Below are 16,856 nucleotides of genomic sequence, written 5' to 3'. Positions count from 1 at the left end.
GGACGAGGCTTTTTAATTTATGTATGTACCCAAAACTGTTGCAGGCTGAAAGGAGGTGATGGTCGTGGAAGACGGCTGGTGGCGTCAGCAATTAAGGATCGAAAAATCACAACATCAAAGGAGAATGAACCATGAACAAGAACAAAGACATTATTTTAACCGGAGACCGGACAACCGGACAGCTTCATCTCGGCCATTACGTTGGCAGCCTGCGCAGTCGGGTGCAATTGCAGGATGAGTACAAAACGTATATTTTACTGGCTGATGTACAGGCGCTTACGACCCACTATGATCAACCGGGACTTATTGCAGACAGCGTGCACCAAGTGACACTCGATTATCTTGCCGTAGGTATCGATCCCAATAAAGCCACTCTGTTCATCCAGTCGATGATTCCGGAAATTGCCGAGCTGACTGTCATCTTCTCCATGTTTATCACGGTGAACAGTCTTCGGCATAATCCCACGATTAAAAACGAAGCGCGTGACCGTGGCTATAAGGATCTCTATTACGGATTTCTCGGTTATCCTGTCAGTCAGGCTGCGGATATTGCGTTCTGCAAAGCAACCCTTGTTCCAGCGGGGGAAGACCAGATCCCACATATCGAAACAGCGCGGAAACTGGTCCGGCGGTTCAATGAATTATATTCGCCCGTTCTGCCTGAACCACGTATTCTGACCGGAGAACGGCTGGGCGGACTGGATGGCGTGGGCAAAATGAGCAAAAGCATGGGCAATGCCATCTCGTTGAATGCTCATCCTGATGATGTGTATGCCAAGCTGGCCAGGGCAAAAACCGATCCTGCCCGCATTCATCGTTCTGACCCGGGACATCCGGATATTTGTCCGGTATTTGCCTATCACCAGCTGTTTCGAAAGGATCAGGCCGCTGAGATTCATGCGAGCTGTAGTGACGGCACCATTGGTTGTAAGGATTGCAAGATGATTGCAGGCACTGCAATTAACGAACTGCTCTCCCCTTTCCGTGAACGGCGAAATTACTATGAACAACGTGGACATGAAGTGAAAGAAATCCTCGTGGAAGGCACACGCCAGGCCCGTCAGGCTGCACGTGAGACGATGCTTGAGGTTCGTGAAGCAATGGGGATACGTTATTTCGACTAACGGTATGAGAAGGCTTGATCACGTTAACACTGCTGAGAACAGTATATTGGGAAAAGAGGTCCCCTCAGCATGAAACCAACACAGCCTTCTTTTTTGCAAGCCATGATGTTAATGATGTTATCTGTTGGCCTGATCAGTCACGTCCTGATCATCCCTGCCCTTTTGTCTTCGGCAAAAAGAGATGCATGGATATCCGTTCTGTTGTCTGCAGGGCCTTATCTTTTATTCACTCTAATGCTTGCCTATGTCTCTCGTTTTCTCCAGCACCAAACCCTGCATGAATGGCTGACTTCCCATCTTGGCAAGCCTCTTGGCATGCTGTTTCGGGTGGGAAACAGCCTCTTTTTTCTGTCCGTGATCTACTTCACTCTGCATGATACCACCACTTGGGCCAAAACCAATTACCTGACGGAGACGCCAATATTGGTTACAAGCATTGCTCTGATGTCTCTCTGTGCCTATGCGGCCTATAAAGGAATACGCTCTCTGGCATTTACAGCAGGATTGATCCTGCCCCTGGTTGTGCTGCTTGGCTTCTATGTAGCTATCGTCAATACACAGTACAAGGATTACAGTCGTCTTCTGCCTGTGCTTGAACATGGCTGGAATCCTGTGCTTCATGGCACAGTCTACAGTCTTGCAGGCATGTTTGAGTTGCTGTTCATCTGGTATCTGCAGCCCCACCTTTCCAAACGGATACGTGTATGGCAGTACCTGATGCTCGCGATCATTATCCTTGGGCTGACACTCGGTCCACTCATTGGGGCGATCGTGGAATTTGACCCTTTTGAAGCTGCCAAAATGCGATATCCCGCCTTTGAAGAATGGCGAATTGCGTCCTTGGGCAAATATATTGCCCAGACTGATTTCTTTTCCATTTATCAGTGGCTCGCCGGTTCTTTTACCCGGATTAGTCTGGCCATGTATATTGTAGTAGAAATTTGGAATATTAAGAGCGCCTCCAGAAGGATCATATGTTGTGCCACTCTTGGCGTCTTTTTTATTCTTACCATGCTGTATCCTCTGGATGATATGACATTCGAAAAACTGCTTGTCCAATACATATTCCCGTTCAATCTCGTGTATCTGAGCGGACTAGCGGTGGTTGCAACAGCAGTTGCATACATCAGTTCACGCCATCAGAGGAGGAAACATCATGGAGCACCAAACGATTGACACCACGTCCCATGAAACGCTGCTTGCCTCTTTCGAAGAGCAGTTCAGTCCCTGCGCAGATGTTGTTATTCAAAGCTTTCCTGCCAAAGATGAAACCGATATGTCGGTGATTATGCTCTATTGCGACGGTTTGGTCGATGGTAAACAAATCAATCAGTTTATTATCCCACGGCTGGAACAGCATTCTCTACATGAAGAAGAAGCACATCCCAAAGAATTGGGGTTAACATTGAATCCGGTGGATGATCTCACAGATACAGAGAATTTAAATCTGCTGATTTTCAGCGGACAATTACTGCTCATTTTCGGAAATGGTGATCAATCCTGCAGTCTAGATATCGCGAGTATACCAGGAAGAACCCCTGAGGAGTCGGCGATCGAGTCATCGATTAAAGGACCTCGGGATGGGTTCACTGAGGAGTTATCCGTGAATATTGGCCTCATTCGCAAACGAATGAAAACCTCTTCCATGTGTTATGAGAAATATGTTAAAGGTGGTCGTACCCAGACCGCTATTGGTCTGTTGTACGTCAAAGACATCATTAACCCGGATATTCTGAAAGAAGCACGCCAAAATCTCGACCAAATTGAAATCGATGGCATTCTTGGTACCTCTATTATGGAACGTGCCATTATGGGGGGAATTCGCAGCATCTTCCCACTCACGGATAATACGGAGCGACCCGATTATGTCGTGGACTCCCTTTTAAATGGGCGATTTGCGGTTCTCATTGAAGGTTCACCAGTAGCCATTATCGCTCCAACCACTCTGTTTAATCAGTTAAAATCGCCGGAAGACGAGAGTACCCCTTTTTTCATTGTTACTTTTGAGCGAATTTTGCGCATTTCCGGATTACTGATTGCCTGCTTCTTTCCTGCCTTCTATATCGGCCTGACTAGTTTTAATGTGGAGCAGATCCCCTTGCCTCTGCTTGCAACCATTTCGGGTACACGGATGGGTCTACCTATGCCAGTAACGCTGGAAGCATTTTTAATGATATTTATGTTTGAGCTATTTAATGAAGCCGGCCGCCGACTCCCACGAGCCTTGGGACAAACCGTCAGCGTCGTAGGTGGGCTTATTATCGGAGATGCAGCTATTCGAGCAGGAATTACTTCCCCCACGATCATTGTCACGGTGGCTATTTCAGTAATCTCCAGCTATATCTTGGTGAATACCGTGCTTAGTGGGGCTACTGCTCAAGTCCGGATTGGGATGCTAGTCATTTCTTCCATTCTTGGGTTATTCGGTTTCATGATTGGACTACTGGGTCTGCTGGTGCACCTCGTATCCTTGGAGTGTTATGGCGTCTCATACCTGTCACCCGTCTCACCTTATATACCCGGCGACTTCACCCAAGCCGTATCCATGCCCCCTTCTATGAAACGGACCAAGCGCCCAGCTGTACTCCATACACAGGATTCCACTCGCCGGAGGAAAGGCTCGTGACAAGATGGATGGCTAAAGTTAGCTTGTTAATAAGCTGCTTTATCCTGCTGACCGGGTGCTGGGATTCCAAAGAGGTTCAGAGCATTAACTTTATCACGGCTGTAGGAATAGATTATGTAGACAACCAATATGTTGCTTACGCCCAACTCATTGATTTCTCCAGTATTGCCAAGCAGGAAGGGCCAACTTCAAGGCAAGCAAGTGATATCTGGATCGGACGGGGTGAGGGTTCTACGCTGAGTATGGCTATTGATGATCTATATCAAACTTCTCAGCAACAAACGTTATGGACCCATGTAAAAGCGATTGTCTTATCCAAAAATGTGTTGAATGGACGGCTGGAAGATGTCTTTAATACACTGTTGCATTCAGGCCAACTGAGATATACCCCATGGCTCTACGGTACAGAGCGTAACATTACAGATGTACTCGCTCCCTCTGCACTGCTGAACCAATCCGCCCAGACCATAGAGCTGTTTGAACCGATGAAGCTGTATAAGCAACATTCCGGTTATGAACCCATCCGGCTTCATCAGCTCCTTGACGGATTTCGGGAGCCTGCTTCAGTTATTCTTTTGCCTTCCATTACCAATCAGAATGAGACCTGGTTTAACGGAGAAAAAGCCCCCCCGCTTATTAGGATGGATGGGTTTTACGTCATTTCAAATGGTAAAAGTCAAGGCAGGTTAACGGGTAAAGACGCTGATGGCACACGATACGTGAATTATGACCGCGTCTTTCAATATCCGCTGTATGTATACAGCAACGGGAGCAAAACGCCGGAGCTGACGCTTAGGCTTAATCACCCAAAGACCACGATTAAGGCGAGGAAAGAAGGAAACGGTGTAACATTCGACCTGGTTACGTCGGTTAAAAGCGCCATCATCGAGGATCATAACTCTCATCGCTCTCCCCATGTTATGGAAAAGGAAGCGGAGAAACAGATTGAGTCCGAAATTCGCAATACATTTGAGAAAACCAAAGCACGCAAGATTGATTCCTACGGTTTTGTGGAACATCTATATCGTCATGATCTCCCCCTATGGAGACAGGCGGTATATAAACGGGCCAACCCACTTGAGGGGTTTAAACTCGGTAAGGTCGAGGTTCATGTGAAAATCCTCAATGCCAGTACGTATAAATACGATGAGTAACGCAAAAAGACGATCAGCAGCCTGCAGTCCATGCAAGGTTACGGGTCGTCTTTTCATTTCATAATTAACTTAACGTCTTATCCCAGTGGAAACGCCATAACACTCATGAGTGCCAATTCAGGCTGAGTGGTATCCAGACGACTGTACTGTATGATAACAGGAACATCGCTGGAGACGGTAATGGCATAGGGTACTCCAGGAGGGATGAGTTGTTCACCCGATCTCAACGACGCTGTCCGAATATGCTTTGTTCTCCGCGCAGGCACCTCAGCCACGATGTCTTCGAGCGGTTCCCTATCTTCAAAATAGATCGTTATTTGCAGCTGTGCATCCACTGTGCCTGTATTTAGCACACAAATGCTCTCGTGACTCTCCAGTGAGCCCGAGCTGTCCGGTGGAATGTAACCATCGGGAATCACCCAGTAGGTGTGACCTGTCGCTGTGGAAGATATTTTATGTGCTGAAGTGTTCGTCTGATCCTGTGCCATTAATAATTCCTCCTTTGCTAATGCAATAATTAGTTAAACACGCGGGAGGCTTGCGGGGCGGAAGCTTCGGTGGGCGGATCGGGCTGTGGGCCTCTGTTGGCTCGGGATTTCTTTTTCATTCCCCCTCAGCAGGGGAAATCCCGCTCCAAAGGCGGACGCTTCGCTCCCTCTGCTCCGATTCCGCCCTCCTTCGCTGCAACGCTCGCCATGGCTTTTTAAAGGCTTATTGCCTTCGCTATATTCGCTGGGCAACTTAAAAGCAACTTTGCTCGTTACTTCGTTAACTCGCTGAATAAAAAGGCTGCTCGTGGTGCAGGCGCTTCGGTGGGCGGATCGGGCTGTGGGCCGCTGTTGGCTCGGGATTTCTTTTTCATTCCCCCCTCAGCAGGGGAAATCCCGCTCCAAAGGCGGACGCTTCGCTCCCTCTGCTCCGATTCCGCCCTCCTCCGCTGCTTACCTCAAATACATTTGCAGCGGCTGCAGTCGCAGCTCGCGGATGGCTTCCGTCACCTGCATGGCGAGGCGACGGGCACCGCGCTCCTGAAAATGCGTGTTATCCTCCACGCCTGCTGGGAAGTTCACGTACTCACCCGGCAGCACCCACATGAAATCCTCCTTGCTGCCTTCAACGCCCGCTTGCTCGAACAGGATACGGCTTCGCTCAGCCAGATCGATCAGCGGTACACCTTCCTCTTCCGCCAGCTCACGCACAGCGACGATATAATCGCCATGGGTGTCGGTCAATGTGCCGTCATCAGCGAAGTAACGCCGATGCACCGGTGTCACGAGCACCGGACGCGCCTTAGCTTCGCGGGCGGCATCGATATACTTTTTCAGATATTCCTTATATGTTGTGAAAGGCTCCGTTCCCCGGTCAGGGCCCGGCTTCTCATCGTTATGTCCAAATTGAATAAACAGAAAGTCTTCCGGCTTAATTTTCTCCAGAATGGCATCCAATCTGCCTTCATTGATGAAACTGCGGGAGCTGCGTCCAGACTGGGCATGGTTATCCACAGCAACATCATGTTTGAACTGTGCAGGCAACAGCTGGCCCCAGCCACAGTATGGATATCCACTTTCCGGCTGATCCGTCACGGTAGAATCACCAGCGATAAATACAGTCATCGTCTGATTGGCAAGCGTGATCTCCAATGCATTAATCCGCGGCGCAGGACCGGAGAAGGATAGTCGGAGCTTTCCGCCACGAACCACAACCGAGAATCGAACCTCTGCACATTGCCCAGGAACTGTACGAATGGTTGGCAGCATCAGCCTGCCCTCTCCGGCTTTGATTCTGGTGATCGTCTCCGCCAATTCATCCCCTGCAATTAACAAGACTTGATAGGTTCCATCAGGTACATCAACGATGAAAGATGCCTTGAGCGGAATACAAAAGCTTGAACGCAATCGGGCAGACACATTGGCCTGCCCTTGTTTGCCGTTGTTTGCCCTACTGGAATTCGATACTTCGTCTTCACTTATCCGTTGTTTCTCATACACAAGGGAGCCGGATTCAAAACCGTATTCTCCCTGTTCTACATATGCGGTGCTGGCAGACACTTTCAAATAACCCTCAATCTCACCTGCACTGCCAAAGTCCGGTCCAAAATTGAACTTCCAATGGGTAACGGTGTTTTTACCCCTCTCTGCCGTTGCCTCTGTGGCAACAGCCTGACTACCCTGGGCCTTATTCAATTGGAACAACCTCCTTGTTCAACATGCTAATCCGGGTTTGAATCCAGTGGATATCGTTTATCCTTTCAGTCCGCTGGTGCTCATACCCTGTACAATTTGTTTTTGGAAAATAAAGAACACGGCTACAACGGGTACAAGACTCACAATGGACATCGCGAACATCGCTCCCCAGTTGGAGGCAGACTCACTGTCCAGGAACATTTTCAATGCCATGGAGACCGTATATTTATCCGGCGAGTTCAGATACAGTACTGGACCAAGCAGATCCTCCCATCTCCAGTAGAAGGAGAAGATTGCAGCCGTTGCGAGTGAAGACTTGATGAGCGGCATAATAATCTGGACATACAGCCTGAACTTATTACATCCATCAATGGTAGCTGCCTCATCCAGCTCTTTCGGAATCGTACGAATGAACTGAACCATCAGGAAGATAAAAAACGGCATCCCGAAGAACGTAGGTACAACTATTGGCAGAATGGTATTCAACCAGCCAAGCTTCGTGAAGATAATATATTGGGGTACGAGTACAACGTCATGCGGTAACATCAGGGTCAACATCATCAGGGAAAACCAAAAGTTACGCCCTTTGAAGTTGAGTCTAGCAAAACCAAAGGCAATTAGCGACGAGGATAACACTGCTCCAATCGTGGAGATGACCACAATAACGAGTGAGTTAGTAATGTAATCCATAAACGGTCTTCCGCCTGCACCTTTCCAGCCATCCGCATAGTTACTCCAGATCCATTCCGTAGGGAACAGGGAATCGGCAGTTACGAAGATGGTGCGGCTTTCCTTGAAGGAACTGAACAACATCCATAGCACCGGATAGAGCATTAGGAGGGCCAAAGCTGCAACGAACAGGTGATAGATGGGCCATTTCACATTTCTCCAAACCATCGTTACTTCCCTCCTTCGGATTCATAAAACACCCAGAACTTGGATGTCAGGAACACCGCGACTGTGAGTATACCGATCATAATAAGCATGATCCAGGCCATGGCCGAAGCATAACCCATGTTGTTAAACATAAAGGCCTGACGGAACAGATACAGCGAGTAAAGCATCGTACCGTCCATTGGACCACCTTCGCCTTTAGAGATGATGTATGCAGGTACGAAAGTCATGAATGCACCAATGGTTTGCATAATCAGGTTGAACAGAATGATTGGACTGAGCAGCGGTAAGGTGATACCAAAAAACTTGCGTACCGGGTTGGCACCATCCACACCTGCTGCTTCGTACATCTCGGGAGAGATATTTTTTAGACCGGCGAGGAAGATGAGCATGGAAGATCCAAACTGCCAAACAGATAGCGAGATCAGCATAACCAGAGACGCATTCGGATCACCAAACCAGCTAATTGGACCGATTCCGATTGCCGTTAATGCACTGTTAATGACACCTTCATTACTGAAAAGGTTACGCCACATAATCGACACGGCCACACTACCACCGATAATGGATGGAAGGTAGTACAAGGTACGATACGTTCCGACCATACGGGAACCCGTATTCAGGATCATGGCTACGAAAAGCGCGAAGACCAGCCTTAGAGGGACACCAATGAACACGTACAGGAACGTTACTTTAACCGAGTTCCAGTACTTCGGATCATCAAAGAACATTTTGGTGTAATTGTCCATCCCGATCCACCGCGGGGAAGTAAACAGGTTATAACTCGTAAACGACATGTATAGGGATACAAACATCGGAATAAGCGTAAAGCCCAGAAAGCCGATGATAAAAGGACTAATAAAAGCATACCCGGTTAGGTTTCTGCGCAACGAAGAATATTGCCTCAACGGAACGAACCTCCTTTATTGATCTGCTTGCTTCGAGCTACTGGACGGGGAAAGGCCCTCGCGTTATGCGAGTAGCCCTGTTCCCGTCCATCCCGGTAAGGGGATGAGCAAGCGATCATATTCAACAGTTATTTATTGTTGGCAAGAACAGCTTCGGCATTTTTGCGGAATGTCGCTGCTGCTTGTTCCGGTGTAACCTTACCAAAGTTCAGTTCCTCAACAACATCCGCCAAAGAAGCAATGACTTCCGGCGAACCTACCGGCGGCGGCGGGCTCATTGGTGAAGCCTTAGGCTCCATGGACGCTACGAAGTCAAATACCTGTTTCGTTGCATCACTCAGCTCAGGAGCGATAGCTTCCTTGATTTTGCCTGAGATCGGCACACCGCGCTCGCCTTTGATCAGTTTGTTAGCTTCCACATCGTTCACCCAGAAATCGATGAATTTGGCCGCTTCTTCCTTCACTTTCGAGTTCGATGTTACCGCCCAGTACATACTTGGCTGCATGTAGAGACCTTTTTCCATGTCCGGTCCTGGCATTGGAGCAAATTCCAATGGACGGTTAGCTACCTGTTGCACGGCTACGAACTGGTTGGACCATTGCCAAATACCGATTCCCTTTTCCTTAACGAGATCTGATTCCTCGATAATACCTTTGGTTTGGTTAGCCAGATCTGGCGAAGGCGCTGCGCCCTGCTCGATCATCCGGCGCATGAGTCCGAAGAATTCAACGAACAGTTTGTCGTCATCATAGCCAAGACCTGTTCCTTCTGCATTGTAGAGGGACAACCCTTTGGTCCGCAGGAAATAGTGGAAGAAGATATCCGGCGCTACGCCCCCGTCCAGAAAGAGTCCTTTGGCAGCCGCTTGCTTGCCAAGCGCTTCATACGATTCCCAGGTCATATTTTCAGGAATGGCATCCACGCCCGCTTTTTTGAGCAGAGCCGGATCATACTGGAAGCCAAGTACGTTAACACCCGCTGGTACGCCGTATTGTTTATCTTTGATAATGCCCGTGCTGATTACGTTCTCGGATACGTCATCCACTTTGATCTGGTTTCCGAGGTACGGGGACAGATCTTCGAGCTGTCCGTTCTGAGCATATTGGCTGATGTAGGAAATATCCATCTGAACAATGTCCGGCAGTTGATTCGCTGCAGCTTGTGGAGCGAGCTTTTTCCAGTAGTCATCGAACGAAGCATATTCCACGTCAATTTTGACGTTCGGATTTTTCTCTTTGTACAAGTCAATGACCTTCTGTGTGTATTCATGACGTGCATCTGATCCCCACCACGCGATACGAAGTGTTACCGAACCATCCGCAGATGTTTTGCCCGATCCTCCGCTGCTGCTGCATGCCGTTGTTAATACCAGCAATGCCGCCATCATCAGGAATATCGCCTTTTTCACCATGCCAATCTCCCCTTTTATGTTGAAATGGTTGTGTGAACGAGTTATCTTCCACTTTCTGATAACGCTTTCACGAACTTTATATTGTCATTTTCGCAAATGTCGGACCATAGTTGAATACACAAAACCGTCTTGTTGGTTCAAAAAACAGAGGAGGACAACTGCACCTCTATCGGCACTGTTAGTCCCCCTCATATATCGACTCCATGATCGTCAGTCAATTGTTATAAGCCAGTTCTGCGAAATTCGGTAGGTGTCATACCGGTCCACTTCTTGAACACCTGACTGAAATATTGCGAGTTCCCTCCAAAGCCAAACAATTCGGCAAGCTCAAAGACCTTCACATCTCCACCTCTGCGAATATGGTCGCAGGCACGCTCAATGCGCAAACGATTCACATAATTGGAGAAGTTTTCTCCCGTCACTTTTTTGAAAATTTTGCCGAGATAATCCGGATTCATATATAACATCTGATGGGCAACCCCGTTAAGAGAGAGATCAGCTTCGCCATAATGGCGATCCACAATATCCATCATCTTCTCTACGGCAGAAGATTGACGACTAATATGATTTTTGTAATAACCGGAGGTTAGCCGAGCTGCGCTACTGGCAACAAAAGATTTTAAGCCAGACAATGTGTCGATATGGGGCAGCTCTGCCATACGCTGGGTAAATTCCGTCGCCTCCTCAGGAGGACAGACATGAATCATTGCAGAGTACAACTGCACCACATACGAACGAGTAATCCCGATTTCAAGCTGCTGACCTGACAAAAGGTCGAACAGGCGATCCACTTCAGCTGCCGCTTCTTCGGTATTGCCTGACTTAATCAACTGGCATAACTGCTCGGCATCTTGTTCAACATGTACACCATCACATTCCCCGGCCAGCTCCAGATCACTTTTGGTAATCAGCTTGCCTTCGCCGATAAAAAAGCGATGGTTCAGGCATTGCAGCGCCTCACGGAACAAACGCCGGGACTGGATCATTCGATCTGCTTCACTGAGGGCAGCCGTAACTTCCAGTTTATATAGTCTGGTGAAAGCAGTCCGCACTTCCTCGATGCTCTCCTTTAGACCGACCGAATCGGCAGAGTCCCCCAACAGAATTAACAGTTTGCCTTCAATGGTAGTGCTTAATAGAACATCGGGCAGCAGATCACTGGCAATGTTTTTGATTGCAAATAGATGACTATAATCATGTTCATCTGCAATCCGGAACAGCAGCAGCCGAACTTCGTTATCCTCCAGCTCCAAGTCAAACAGCTCCTGATAATACTCCAGATCGACCGGACCATAGGTTTGGTTCGTCATAAACTCCAGCAGGAACTGCTCCTTCACATGTGGCAGCACCCGCTGCAGACGCTGTTTCATCTCTCCGGCCACATGTTCCTTTACCTGGGCATCCTGGTGTTCCTGAAGCAACTCGGACAAGGCATCGTGAATCTGGTTCTCGTTACACGGTTTGAGCAGATAATGTTTCACTCCATATTGCATCGCCCGACGAGCGTATTCAAACTCTTTGTAGCCAGACAACATGATAAAGCGGAGTCCAGGGTAAGCTTCAGATGCTTTTTCAATGAGTCCAAGACCATCCAGGCCCGGCATTGAAATATCCGTAATGATAATATCCGGTCTGGAATGACCAATTTTATCCAGCGCTTCAATCCCGTTTCTCGCGGTATCCACCAGTTCCGTTCCCGCTGCAGCCCAATCCACAACTTGCGAAATCCCCTCCAGAATGACACGTTCATCATCTACGAGCATCACTTTGTACATCGTCATCGTCCTCTCTAACCCAAGGTATTCTGATCGATACTACGGTCCCTGATCCGGGATTGCTGCTCATGATCATTTCGCCTTCTTCGCCGAAGGTCAATCTGATCCGTTCTTTGATGTTCGACAGCCCGATCCCCTGTCCCCTCGTCTGTACGCGTCCCTCTTGCAATTGCTCCAGAAATTCGGGAGTCATACCCGGACCGTCGTCCTCCACCTCAATTACAACGTTGTCTCCATCCGCTCTCGCCCTAATCCGAATACGGCAAGGTTCTATGCTTGGCTCCAATGCATAATGAATGGCGTTCTCCACCAATGGCTGCAGAGTTAACTTCGGAATGCGTGCAGTTCCCACTTCGGGCGCAATGTCCATGTCAAAATCAAGTCTTTCCTCGAATCGCGTGTGCTGGATCGTCACATAACTGCGGACGATGTCCAGTTCCCTTTCCAAAGTAATCCACTTCTCGGACATGTTCACTGAGCTTCGCAGAAGAAATCCGAGGGCCTCAACCATTTCGGAGATTTGATGCTGCTTCTGCACTTTGGCAAGCCAGTTGATCGATTCCAGTGTGTTATATAGAAAATGTGGATTAATCTGTGCCTGAAGCGCTTTCAATTCAGTCTCTCGGATCACGAGTTGCTTCGCATAATTCTCGTCAATGAGTTCACGTATACGCTGTACCATCATCTTGAACGTGCGATGCAGCAATCCGACCTCATTTTGTGAAGATACCGGGACATTGCCCAGCGCTACTTCCTCCAGCTTATCCAGATCGCCTTTTTCGATATTGCGCATTTTCTTGATCAACTGGGCGATAGGCTGTGTAATACTGCGGGAAAACTTGGCTCCGAATATAAGTGCCGCTAGGAATATCATGATAAAAATGACAGTCACCAGCTGTTTAACAAACTGGATCTGCTTAAACATCTGGTCAAAGGGCGTCATATACAGATACACCCAATCTGTATATGGAGAATTCGCACGAGCGACAAAATTCCTTCCCTGCTCAAACATCGCTATCCCATAGGGCTGAGTGCGCTTCAGTTCAGACTCGATTTCAGATTTACTGACAGTCGACTCTGTTGGATAGATTACTTCCCGGCCATCTGTAATTAATAGCTGTGAATCCTCTGCCGGGTGTTGCATCTGGTCTTGGACAATCCGATCCAATCGTACACGAATAACCAGGGTGCCCAACTTCTCCAGCGTAAATGCTCCACCGGTAAAAGACTTTACCTGTCTAACCGACAGTAATCTGGCTTGTTGGTCCCCGCCTGTGTACCAAGCATTAGAGCCCGAATATTGCTGTCCCAAAGCAACCAATTCTCTTTGCTTCTTCTCCGAGATTCCCTCCCGGTTTCCAGCTGCCATAATATTATTATCATTATCGATAAAGATCATGGAATAGACGTATTTCTCTGAACCTGCATATGCCACCAGTCTGTTGGTAATTTTTTTGCGCAGGCCATTTTTCTCATACCCCGATTCAGCCTTATCCAACTGAAGAAGATATTGCTGAAGAGGCTCGTCGGACATGACCTTGAAGGATAGATTGGAGATCTCACGCAGTTGGTTCTCGATGCCCACCGAAGACATATTAAGCACCTGTGAGGATTTCTCATAGATTTGTCGATCATAAATGCCGAACACATATCCCAGGACAGATACATAGAACGTGAAGCTGATCATCATCAGTAATCCGATGAGAAGAATGGTTTTGTGATGAATCGGCAATGTCGTGAAAGCGTTTTTAATTCTACTCATCCAAAGCGCTCCTTTGGCTCGCGAAGGGTGCAATCATTCGAAACTGTTTTCGATCTACTGTAAGTTATTTTCATATTTACACATCCATGGTCAGATGACAAGTCATATTTATGCAACATTTTAGGTCATTTCCGAAGGTGTGTATCCTTGGTCTGGTATGAACATAGACGCAAAAACAGCCAGATTCCCTGAAAAGATCAAGGAAATCTGGCTGCTCGATATCATAAGATAGTATACGATTTACTTATTACGTTACGGATTCACAAAAACGGTTTTTAACTTGGCTACATACTGCACATCAAAACCAAGACCCTCGGCCACCATGGCGAGAGGTACATACGTTTTGGATTCTGTGCCCACCTTGTTCAGGAATGCAGGTGTATCCACGGCTACGGATGCACCATTCACCTGAACAGCCGTTGCACCAATCTTCACGGCAACCTTCCGATCTCCGTATGTAATCGTTGCGGTTGATGTTTTGTTATCCCATACCGTAGTTGCGCCAACGGCGTTCACGATATCCTGGATCGCCACAAAGTTTTTGCCATTGCGGATGATTGGTTTGTACGGCGTATCCAGCGTTTTACCACTGACGATGATATTCATCGGTTGGCCTGCAGCAGGAGCCGTCAGCTTGGTATAATCGCCCCAGATCGTTTCTGCAAATACTTTGGCAATCGCTTCATATCCGAACTGATTCGGGTGGAAATCGCGGTCCTTAATCATGTGAGTCATCGTGCCTTCACCGCCAATAAACTCCTTGGCGACATGGGCTACTTTTACATCAATCCCTTTAGCGGAAAATTCAGTCGCAATTCCATCAATAGTTGCAGTAAACCCTTGGGAAGCTTCCATTAGTTTCGCATAGAGTTCTTTGCCAGCTACTTCAGGCATGGGTTGGTACTGGTCTGCGATCACGATTTTAGCATTAGGATTAATCTCATGAATATCATTGATAACTGCGCTAACATTGGCTGTATAGGAAGATAGCAATTCCTTCACTTTTGCTTCCAGTTCCGCATCACTCAGCTTATCTGCTGTTCCGAGCAACTCGGATACATCGTTCCCTCCGATCGTGATGGCAACGAGATTGGCTCCAGCTACACTCTCCCGGATGGCAGCAATATTGGCTCCAACTTGTGCCGCTCTTGGATCAGGAAGGTTCGGTTGAATAGCTTCGGAAGTGAGCGCTTTCCCTTCTTTAATCGCATCTGCAAAGTTTTTCAAACCACTGCTCTTCAATCCGGCAATACCATAGTTGTCCACCTGAGTACGTCCGTGAAACAGGCCTTGTTCCTGCAACCGTTCTACATAACCATATGGCAGTTCTTTCAGGTTCGGCTCATACCCTACGGTGATGGAATCCCCCAATGTGACGAGGCGGAATTCCTTGGTTACCGCTACCGCATCTTTCTGTACAGGCAATGATGATGTTACGCTTCCAGCTGGTAACGTATTGCTATCCGCAGCATGAGCAGACTGTGCGGATGATGCTAAAATCAGCATCCCTGCCAGCATACTTGCCGTTAATCCCGCGGCGGTACTTCTCCATATGCGTTTACGCTTCATTCTTAGAACACTCCTTTTCTCGTATCTATAAAATAAAATATAATTACATATTACACTGTTCACTCCGATGACAGAAGTTCGTGTAACTCTATTCTAACATTATTAAAGGGGCGCTGTCGTCTGGACTCCATATCCGCACGAAATAACAGACTCCCCTAATTAGGGAAGTCTGTTAGTCTGTTATCCGTTGAGTATAAGCAAGGTGTCCACTCGTTAAGACTGTGATTTTTTCGCGTCTCCAGAATCAGAACCATCCGTGTCCATTTCCGGTTTGTTCCCGGCAGACCGCTCTAGGTAGCGATCATAGCGATCGTCCACCTCACGTGCCATGTCCCGGTACTTCAACGTTTCTTCAACAATCGGGTCCCGTTCTGTCTGAATGCGCACCTCGTACTTAGGAGGAATCAGCTGACGTTCACGTTTGTCAGCATCGCCGGACTGCTCCATGTCCCCTTCAGTCAGCATATCACTCAAACGTCGTTCCAGTTCTTTGGATTCATCCATTGTTGTTCGCTCCTTCAGTAAATTTTTACTCCAGGCCGGTTGCGTTTGCTTCCTTGAGCACACCAGTCAATGCATCATGAATCTTGCCATTGCTGGCAACCACATGACTCACGGACAGTTGGTAAGGCGTTCCCACGGTATCGGTAACCTTGCCGCCGGATTCCTCAACTAGCAGTGCACCTGCGGCGATATCCCAAGGCTTCAAACCAACTTCGGTATAAGCGCTCAGACGACCCGCAGCAACATATGCCAAATGCAGGGCAGCAGAACCACCTGCACGCAGACTGCGTACTTGCGGTGCCAGTGCTTGGACAGCGGCCATATTGATCGGCAACGCGTAGGTGGTATCCGCCGGGAAGCCAACCGCGATCAGACTCTGTGCCAGTTCCTGTTCACCAGATACAAGCATCCGGTTTCCGTGGACATATGCGCCTTTCCCTTTTTCCGCAACAAACATCTCGTCACGGGAAGGATCGTAGATTACCCCCACAATCACCTCTCCGTTATGGGCCAAAGCAATGGATACGGAATAGAACGGAAAACCGTGTACAAAGTTCGTCGTTCCGTCCACCGGGTCCACAATCCAGAGAAACTCTTCTTCCTCAGCTTCTTTCAGTGCCTTCGCTGATGCTTCTGGTCCTGGTTCCACGCCTTCTTCACCCAGAATGGCATGATGGGGAAAATGCGTCAGAATCAGGCGGCGGATCATCTGTTCCGCGCCTTTATCCACTTCAGTAACCAGATCCTGCGGCGAATACTTGGTTCCGGGCTCCCCCACAGTTCCGAGACGGCTCTTGATCCACTCTCCAGCTTTGGAAGCTGCATTAATGGCGACGGCAGTATAGCTTTTGCTTGTCACGACATAAGGTGTTTTTTCCTTCTCATTCAAAGCGTTCACTCTACTTTCTATATCAATCTACGAAAAATTAAAATACTTTTTAAAAG

14 protein-coding genes are annotated in these 16,856 nt (G+C 48.1%); 4 read left to right on the top strand and 10 right to left on the bottom strand.

The annotated features are described in order from the left end of the window. Nucleotides 1-131 precede the first annotated feature (131 nt). The 4 genes from trpS (at nt 132) to AC3ITG_RS03570 (ending at nt 4,904) form a co-directional block, all read left to right on the top strand. Nucleotides 132-1,124 (top strand): tryptophan--tRNA ligase, encoded by a 993-nt coding sequence (trpS, locus tag AC3ITG_RS03585; protein ID WP_072734832.1) that lies wholly within the window; start codon nt 132-134, stop codon nt 1,122-1,124. A 69-nt stretch (nt 1,125-1,193) separates the two neighbouring features. Further along, entirely contained in the window at nt 1,194-2,300 is a 1,107-nt protein-coding gene (locus AC3ITG_RS03580; RefSeq protein WP_489252816.1) for a GerAB/ArcD/ProY family transporter, read from the top strand. After that, nucleotides 2,281-3,750 (top strand): spore germination protein, encoded by a 1,470-nt coding sequence (locus AC3ITG_RS03575; protein WP_063568160.1) that lies wholly within the window; start codon nt 2,281-2,283, stop codon nt 3,748-3,750. The genes AC3ITG_RS03580 and AC3ITG_RS03575 overlap by 20 nt, the downstream gene beginning before the upstream one ends. After that, nucleotides 3,747-4,904 (top strand): Ger(x)C family spore germination protein, encoded by a 1,158-nt coding sequence (locus AC3ITG_RS03570; RefSeq protein ID WP_090810359.1) that lies wholly within the window; start codon nt 3,747-3,749, stop codon nt 4,902-4,904. The genes AC3ITG_RS03575 and AC3ITG_RS03570 overlap by 4 nt, the downstream gene beginning before the upstream one ends. Before the next feature lie 77 nt (nt 4,905-4,981). On the opposite strand, the gene AC3ITG_RS03565 is transcribed toward AC3ITG_RS03570, so the two are convergent. From AC3ITG_RS03565 to AC3ITG_RS03520, 10 genes are all read right to left on the bottom strand, one after another. After that, nucleotides 4,982-5,392, bottom strand: coding sequence for a sensory rhodopsin transducer (locus tag AC3ITG_RS03565; protein WP_072734835.1), 411 nt, complete (start codon nt 5,390-5,392; stop codon nt 4,982-4,984). A 453-nt stretch (nt 5,393-5,845) separates the two neighbouring features. Next, complete coding sequence (locus AC3ITG_RS03560) at nt 5,846-6,970, bottom strand: rhamnogalacturonan acetylesterase (protein WP_489254404.1); 1,125 nt, start codon at nt 6,968-6,970, stop codon at nt 5,846-5,848. 174 nt (nt 6,971-7,144) lie between these two features. Next, nucleotides 7,145-7,984: a carbohydrate ABC transporter permease gene (locus AC3ITG_RS03555; protein WP_413375134.1), complete on the bottom strand. Its 840-nt coding sequence runs from the start codon at nt 7,982-7,984 to the stop codon at nt 7,145-7,147. A gap of 2 nt (nt 7,985-7,986) precedes the next feature. Then, complete coding sequence (locus AC3ITG_RS03550; protein ID WP_024633027.1) at nt 7,987-8,889, bottom strand: carbohydrate ABC transporter permease; 903 nt, start codon at nt 8,887-8,889, stop codon at nt 7,987-7,989. Between the two features lie 128 nt (nt 8,890-9,017). Further along, nucleotides 9,018-10,301 (bottom strand): ABC transporter substrate-binding protein, encoded by a 1,284-nt coding sequence (locus tag AC3ITG_RS03545; RefSeq protein ID WP_489252815.1) that lies wholly within the window; start codon nt 10,299-10,301, stop codon nt 9,018-9,020. A 221-nt stretch (nt 10,302-10,522) separates the two neighbouring features. Further along, nucleotides 10,523-12,076 (bottom strand): response regulator transcription factor, encoded by a 1,554-nt coding sequence (locus AC3ITG_RS03540; RefSeq protein ID WP_489252814.1) that lies wholly within the window; start codon nt 12,074-12,076, stop codon nt 10,523-10,525. Then, nucleotides 12,051-13,838, bottom strand: coding sequence for a cache domain-containing sensor histidine kinase (locus tag AC3ITG_RS03535; protein WP_097156226.1), 1,788 nt, complete (start codon nt 13,836-13,838; stop codon nt 12,051-12,053). Before AC3ITG_RS03535 ends, AC3ITG_RS03540 begins: the two co-directional genes overlap by 26 nt. A gap of 252 nt (nt 13,839-14,090) precedes the next feature. Continuing rightward, nucleotides 14,091-15,407, bottom strand: coding sequence for an SGNH/GDSL hydrolase family protein (locus tag AC3ITG_RS03530; RefSeq protein WP_489252813.1), 1,317 nt, complete (start codon nt 15,405-15,407; stop codon nt 14,091-14,093). Nucleotides 15,408-15,620: 213 nt separating this feature from the next. Beyond that, the gene (locus AC3ITG_RS03525) at nt 15,621-15,911 is read right to left on the bottom strand and encodes a hypothetical protein (RefSeq protein WP_489252812.1); all 291 of its coding nucleotides are present in this window, start codon (nt 15,909-15,911) and stop codon (nt 15,621-15,623) included. 25 nt (nt 15,912-15,936) lie between these two features. Continuing rightward, nucleotides 15,937-16,800 carry an inositol monophosphatase family protein gene (locus tag AC3ITG_RS03520; protein ID WP_371121658.1) on the bottom strand — a complete coding sequence of 288 codons (864 nt, stop codon included), beginning with the start codon at nt 16,798-16,800 and terminating at the stop codon, nt 15,937-15,939. Between the last annotated feature and the right edge of the window lie 56 nt (nt 16,801-16,856).

It is taken from the genome of Paenibacillus sp. GL_099_B (genome assembly GCF_057835695.1).
The sequence above is the reverse complement of the archived record's forward strand: the minus strand, read 5'-3'. Positions and strand labels throughout refer to the sequence as shown.

Coding starts and splice junctions, on each gene's coding strand:
- trpS (WP_072734832.1), top strand. CDS start 132: ATGAACAAGAACAAAGACATTATTTTAACCGGAGACCGGACAACCGGA.
- AC3ITG_RS03545 (WP_489252815.1), bottom strand. CDS start 10,301: ATGGTGAAAAAGGCGATATTCCTGATGATGGCGGCATTGCTGGTATTA.
- AC3ITG_RS03555 (WP_413375134.1), bottom strand. CDS start 7,984: ATGGTTTGGAGAAATGTGAAATGGCCCATCTATCACCTGTTCGTTGCA.
- AC3ITG_RS03535 (WP_097156226.1), bottom strand. CDS start 13,838: ATGAGTAGAATTAAAAACGCTTTCACGACATTGCCGATTCATCACAAA.
- AC3ITG_RS03565 (WP_072734835.1), bottom strand. CDS start 5,392: ATGGCACAGGATCAGACGAACACTTCAGCACATAAAATATCTTCCACA.
- AC3ITG_RS03540 (WP_489252814.1), bottom strand. CDS start 12,076: ATGTACAAAGTGATGCTCGTAGATGATGAACGTGTCATTCTGGAGGGG.
- AC3ITG_RS03530 (WP_489252813.1), bottom strand. CDS start 15,407: ATGAAGCGTAAACGCATATGGAGAAGTACCGCCGCGGGATTAACGGCA.
- AC3ITG_RS03580 (WP_489252816.1), top strand. CDS start 1,194: ATGAAACCAACACAGCCTTCTTTTTTGCAAGCCATGATGTTAATGATG.
- AC3ITG_RS03575 (WP_063568160.1), top strand. CDS start 2,281: ATGGAGCACCAAACGATTGACACCACGTCCCATGAAACGCTGCTTGCC.
- AC3ITG_RS03525 (WP_489252812.1), bottom strand. CDS start 15,911: ATGGATGAATCCAAAGAACTGGAACGACGTTTGAGTGATATGCTGACT.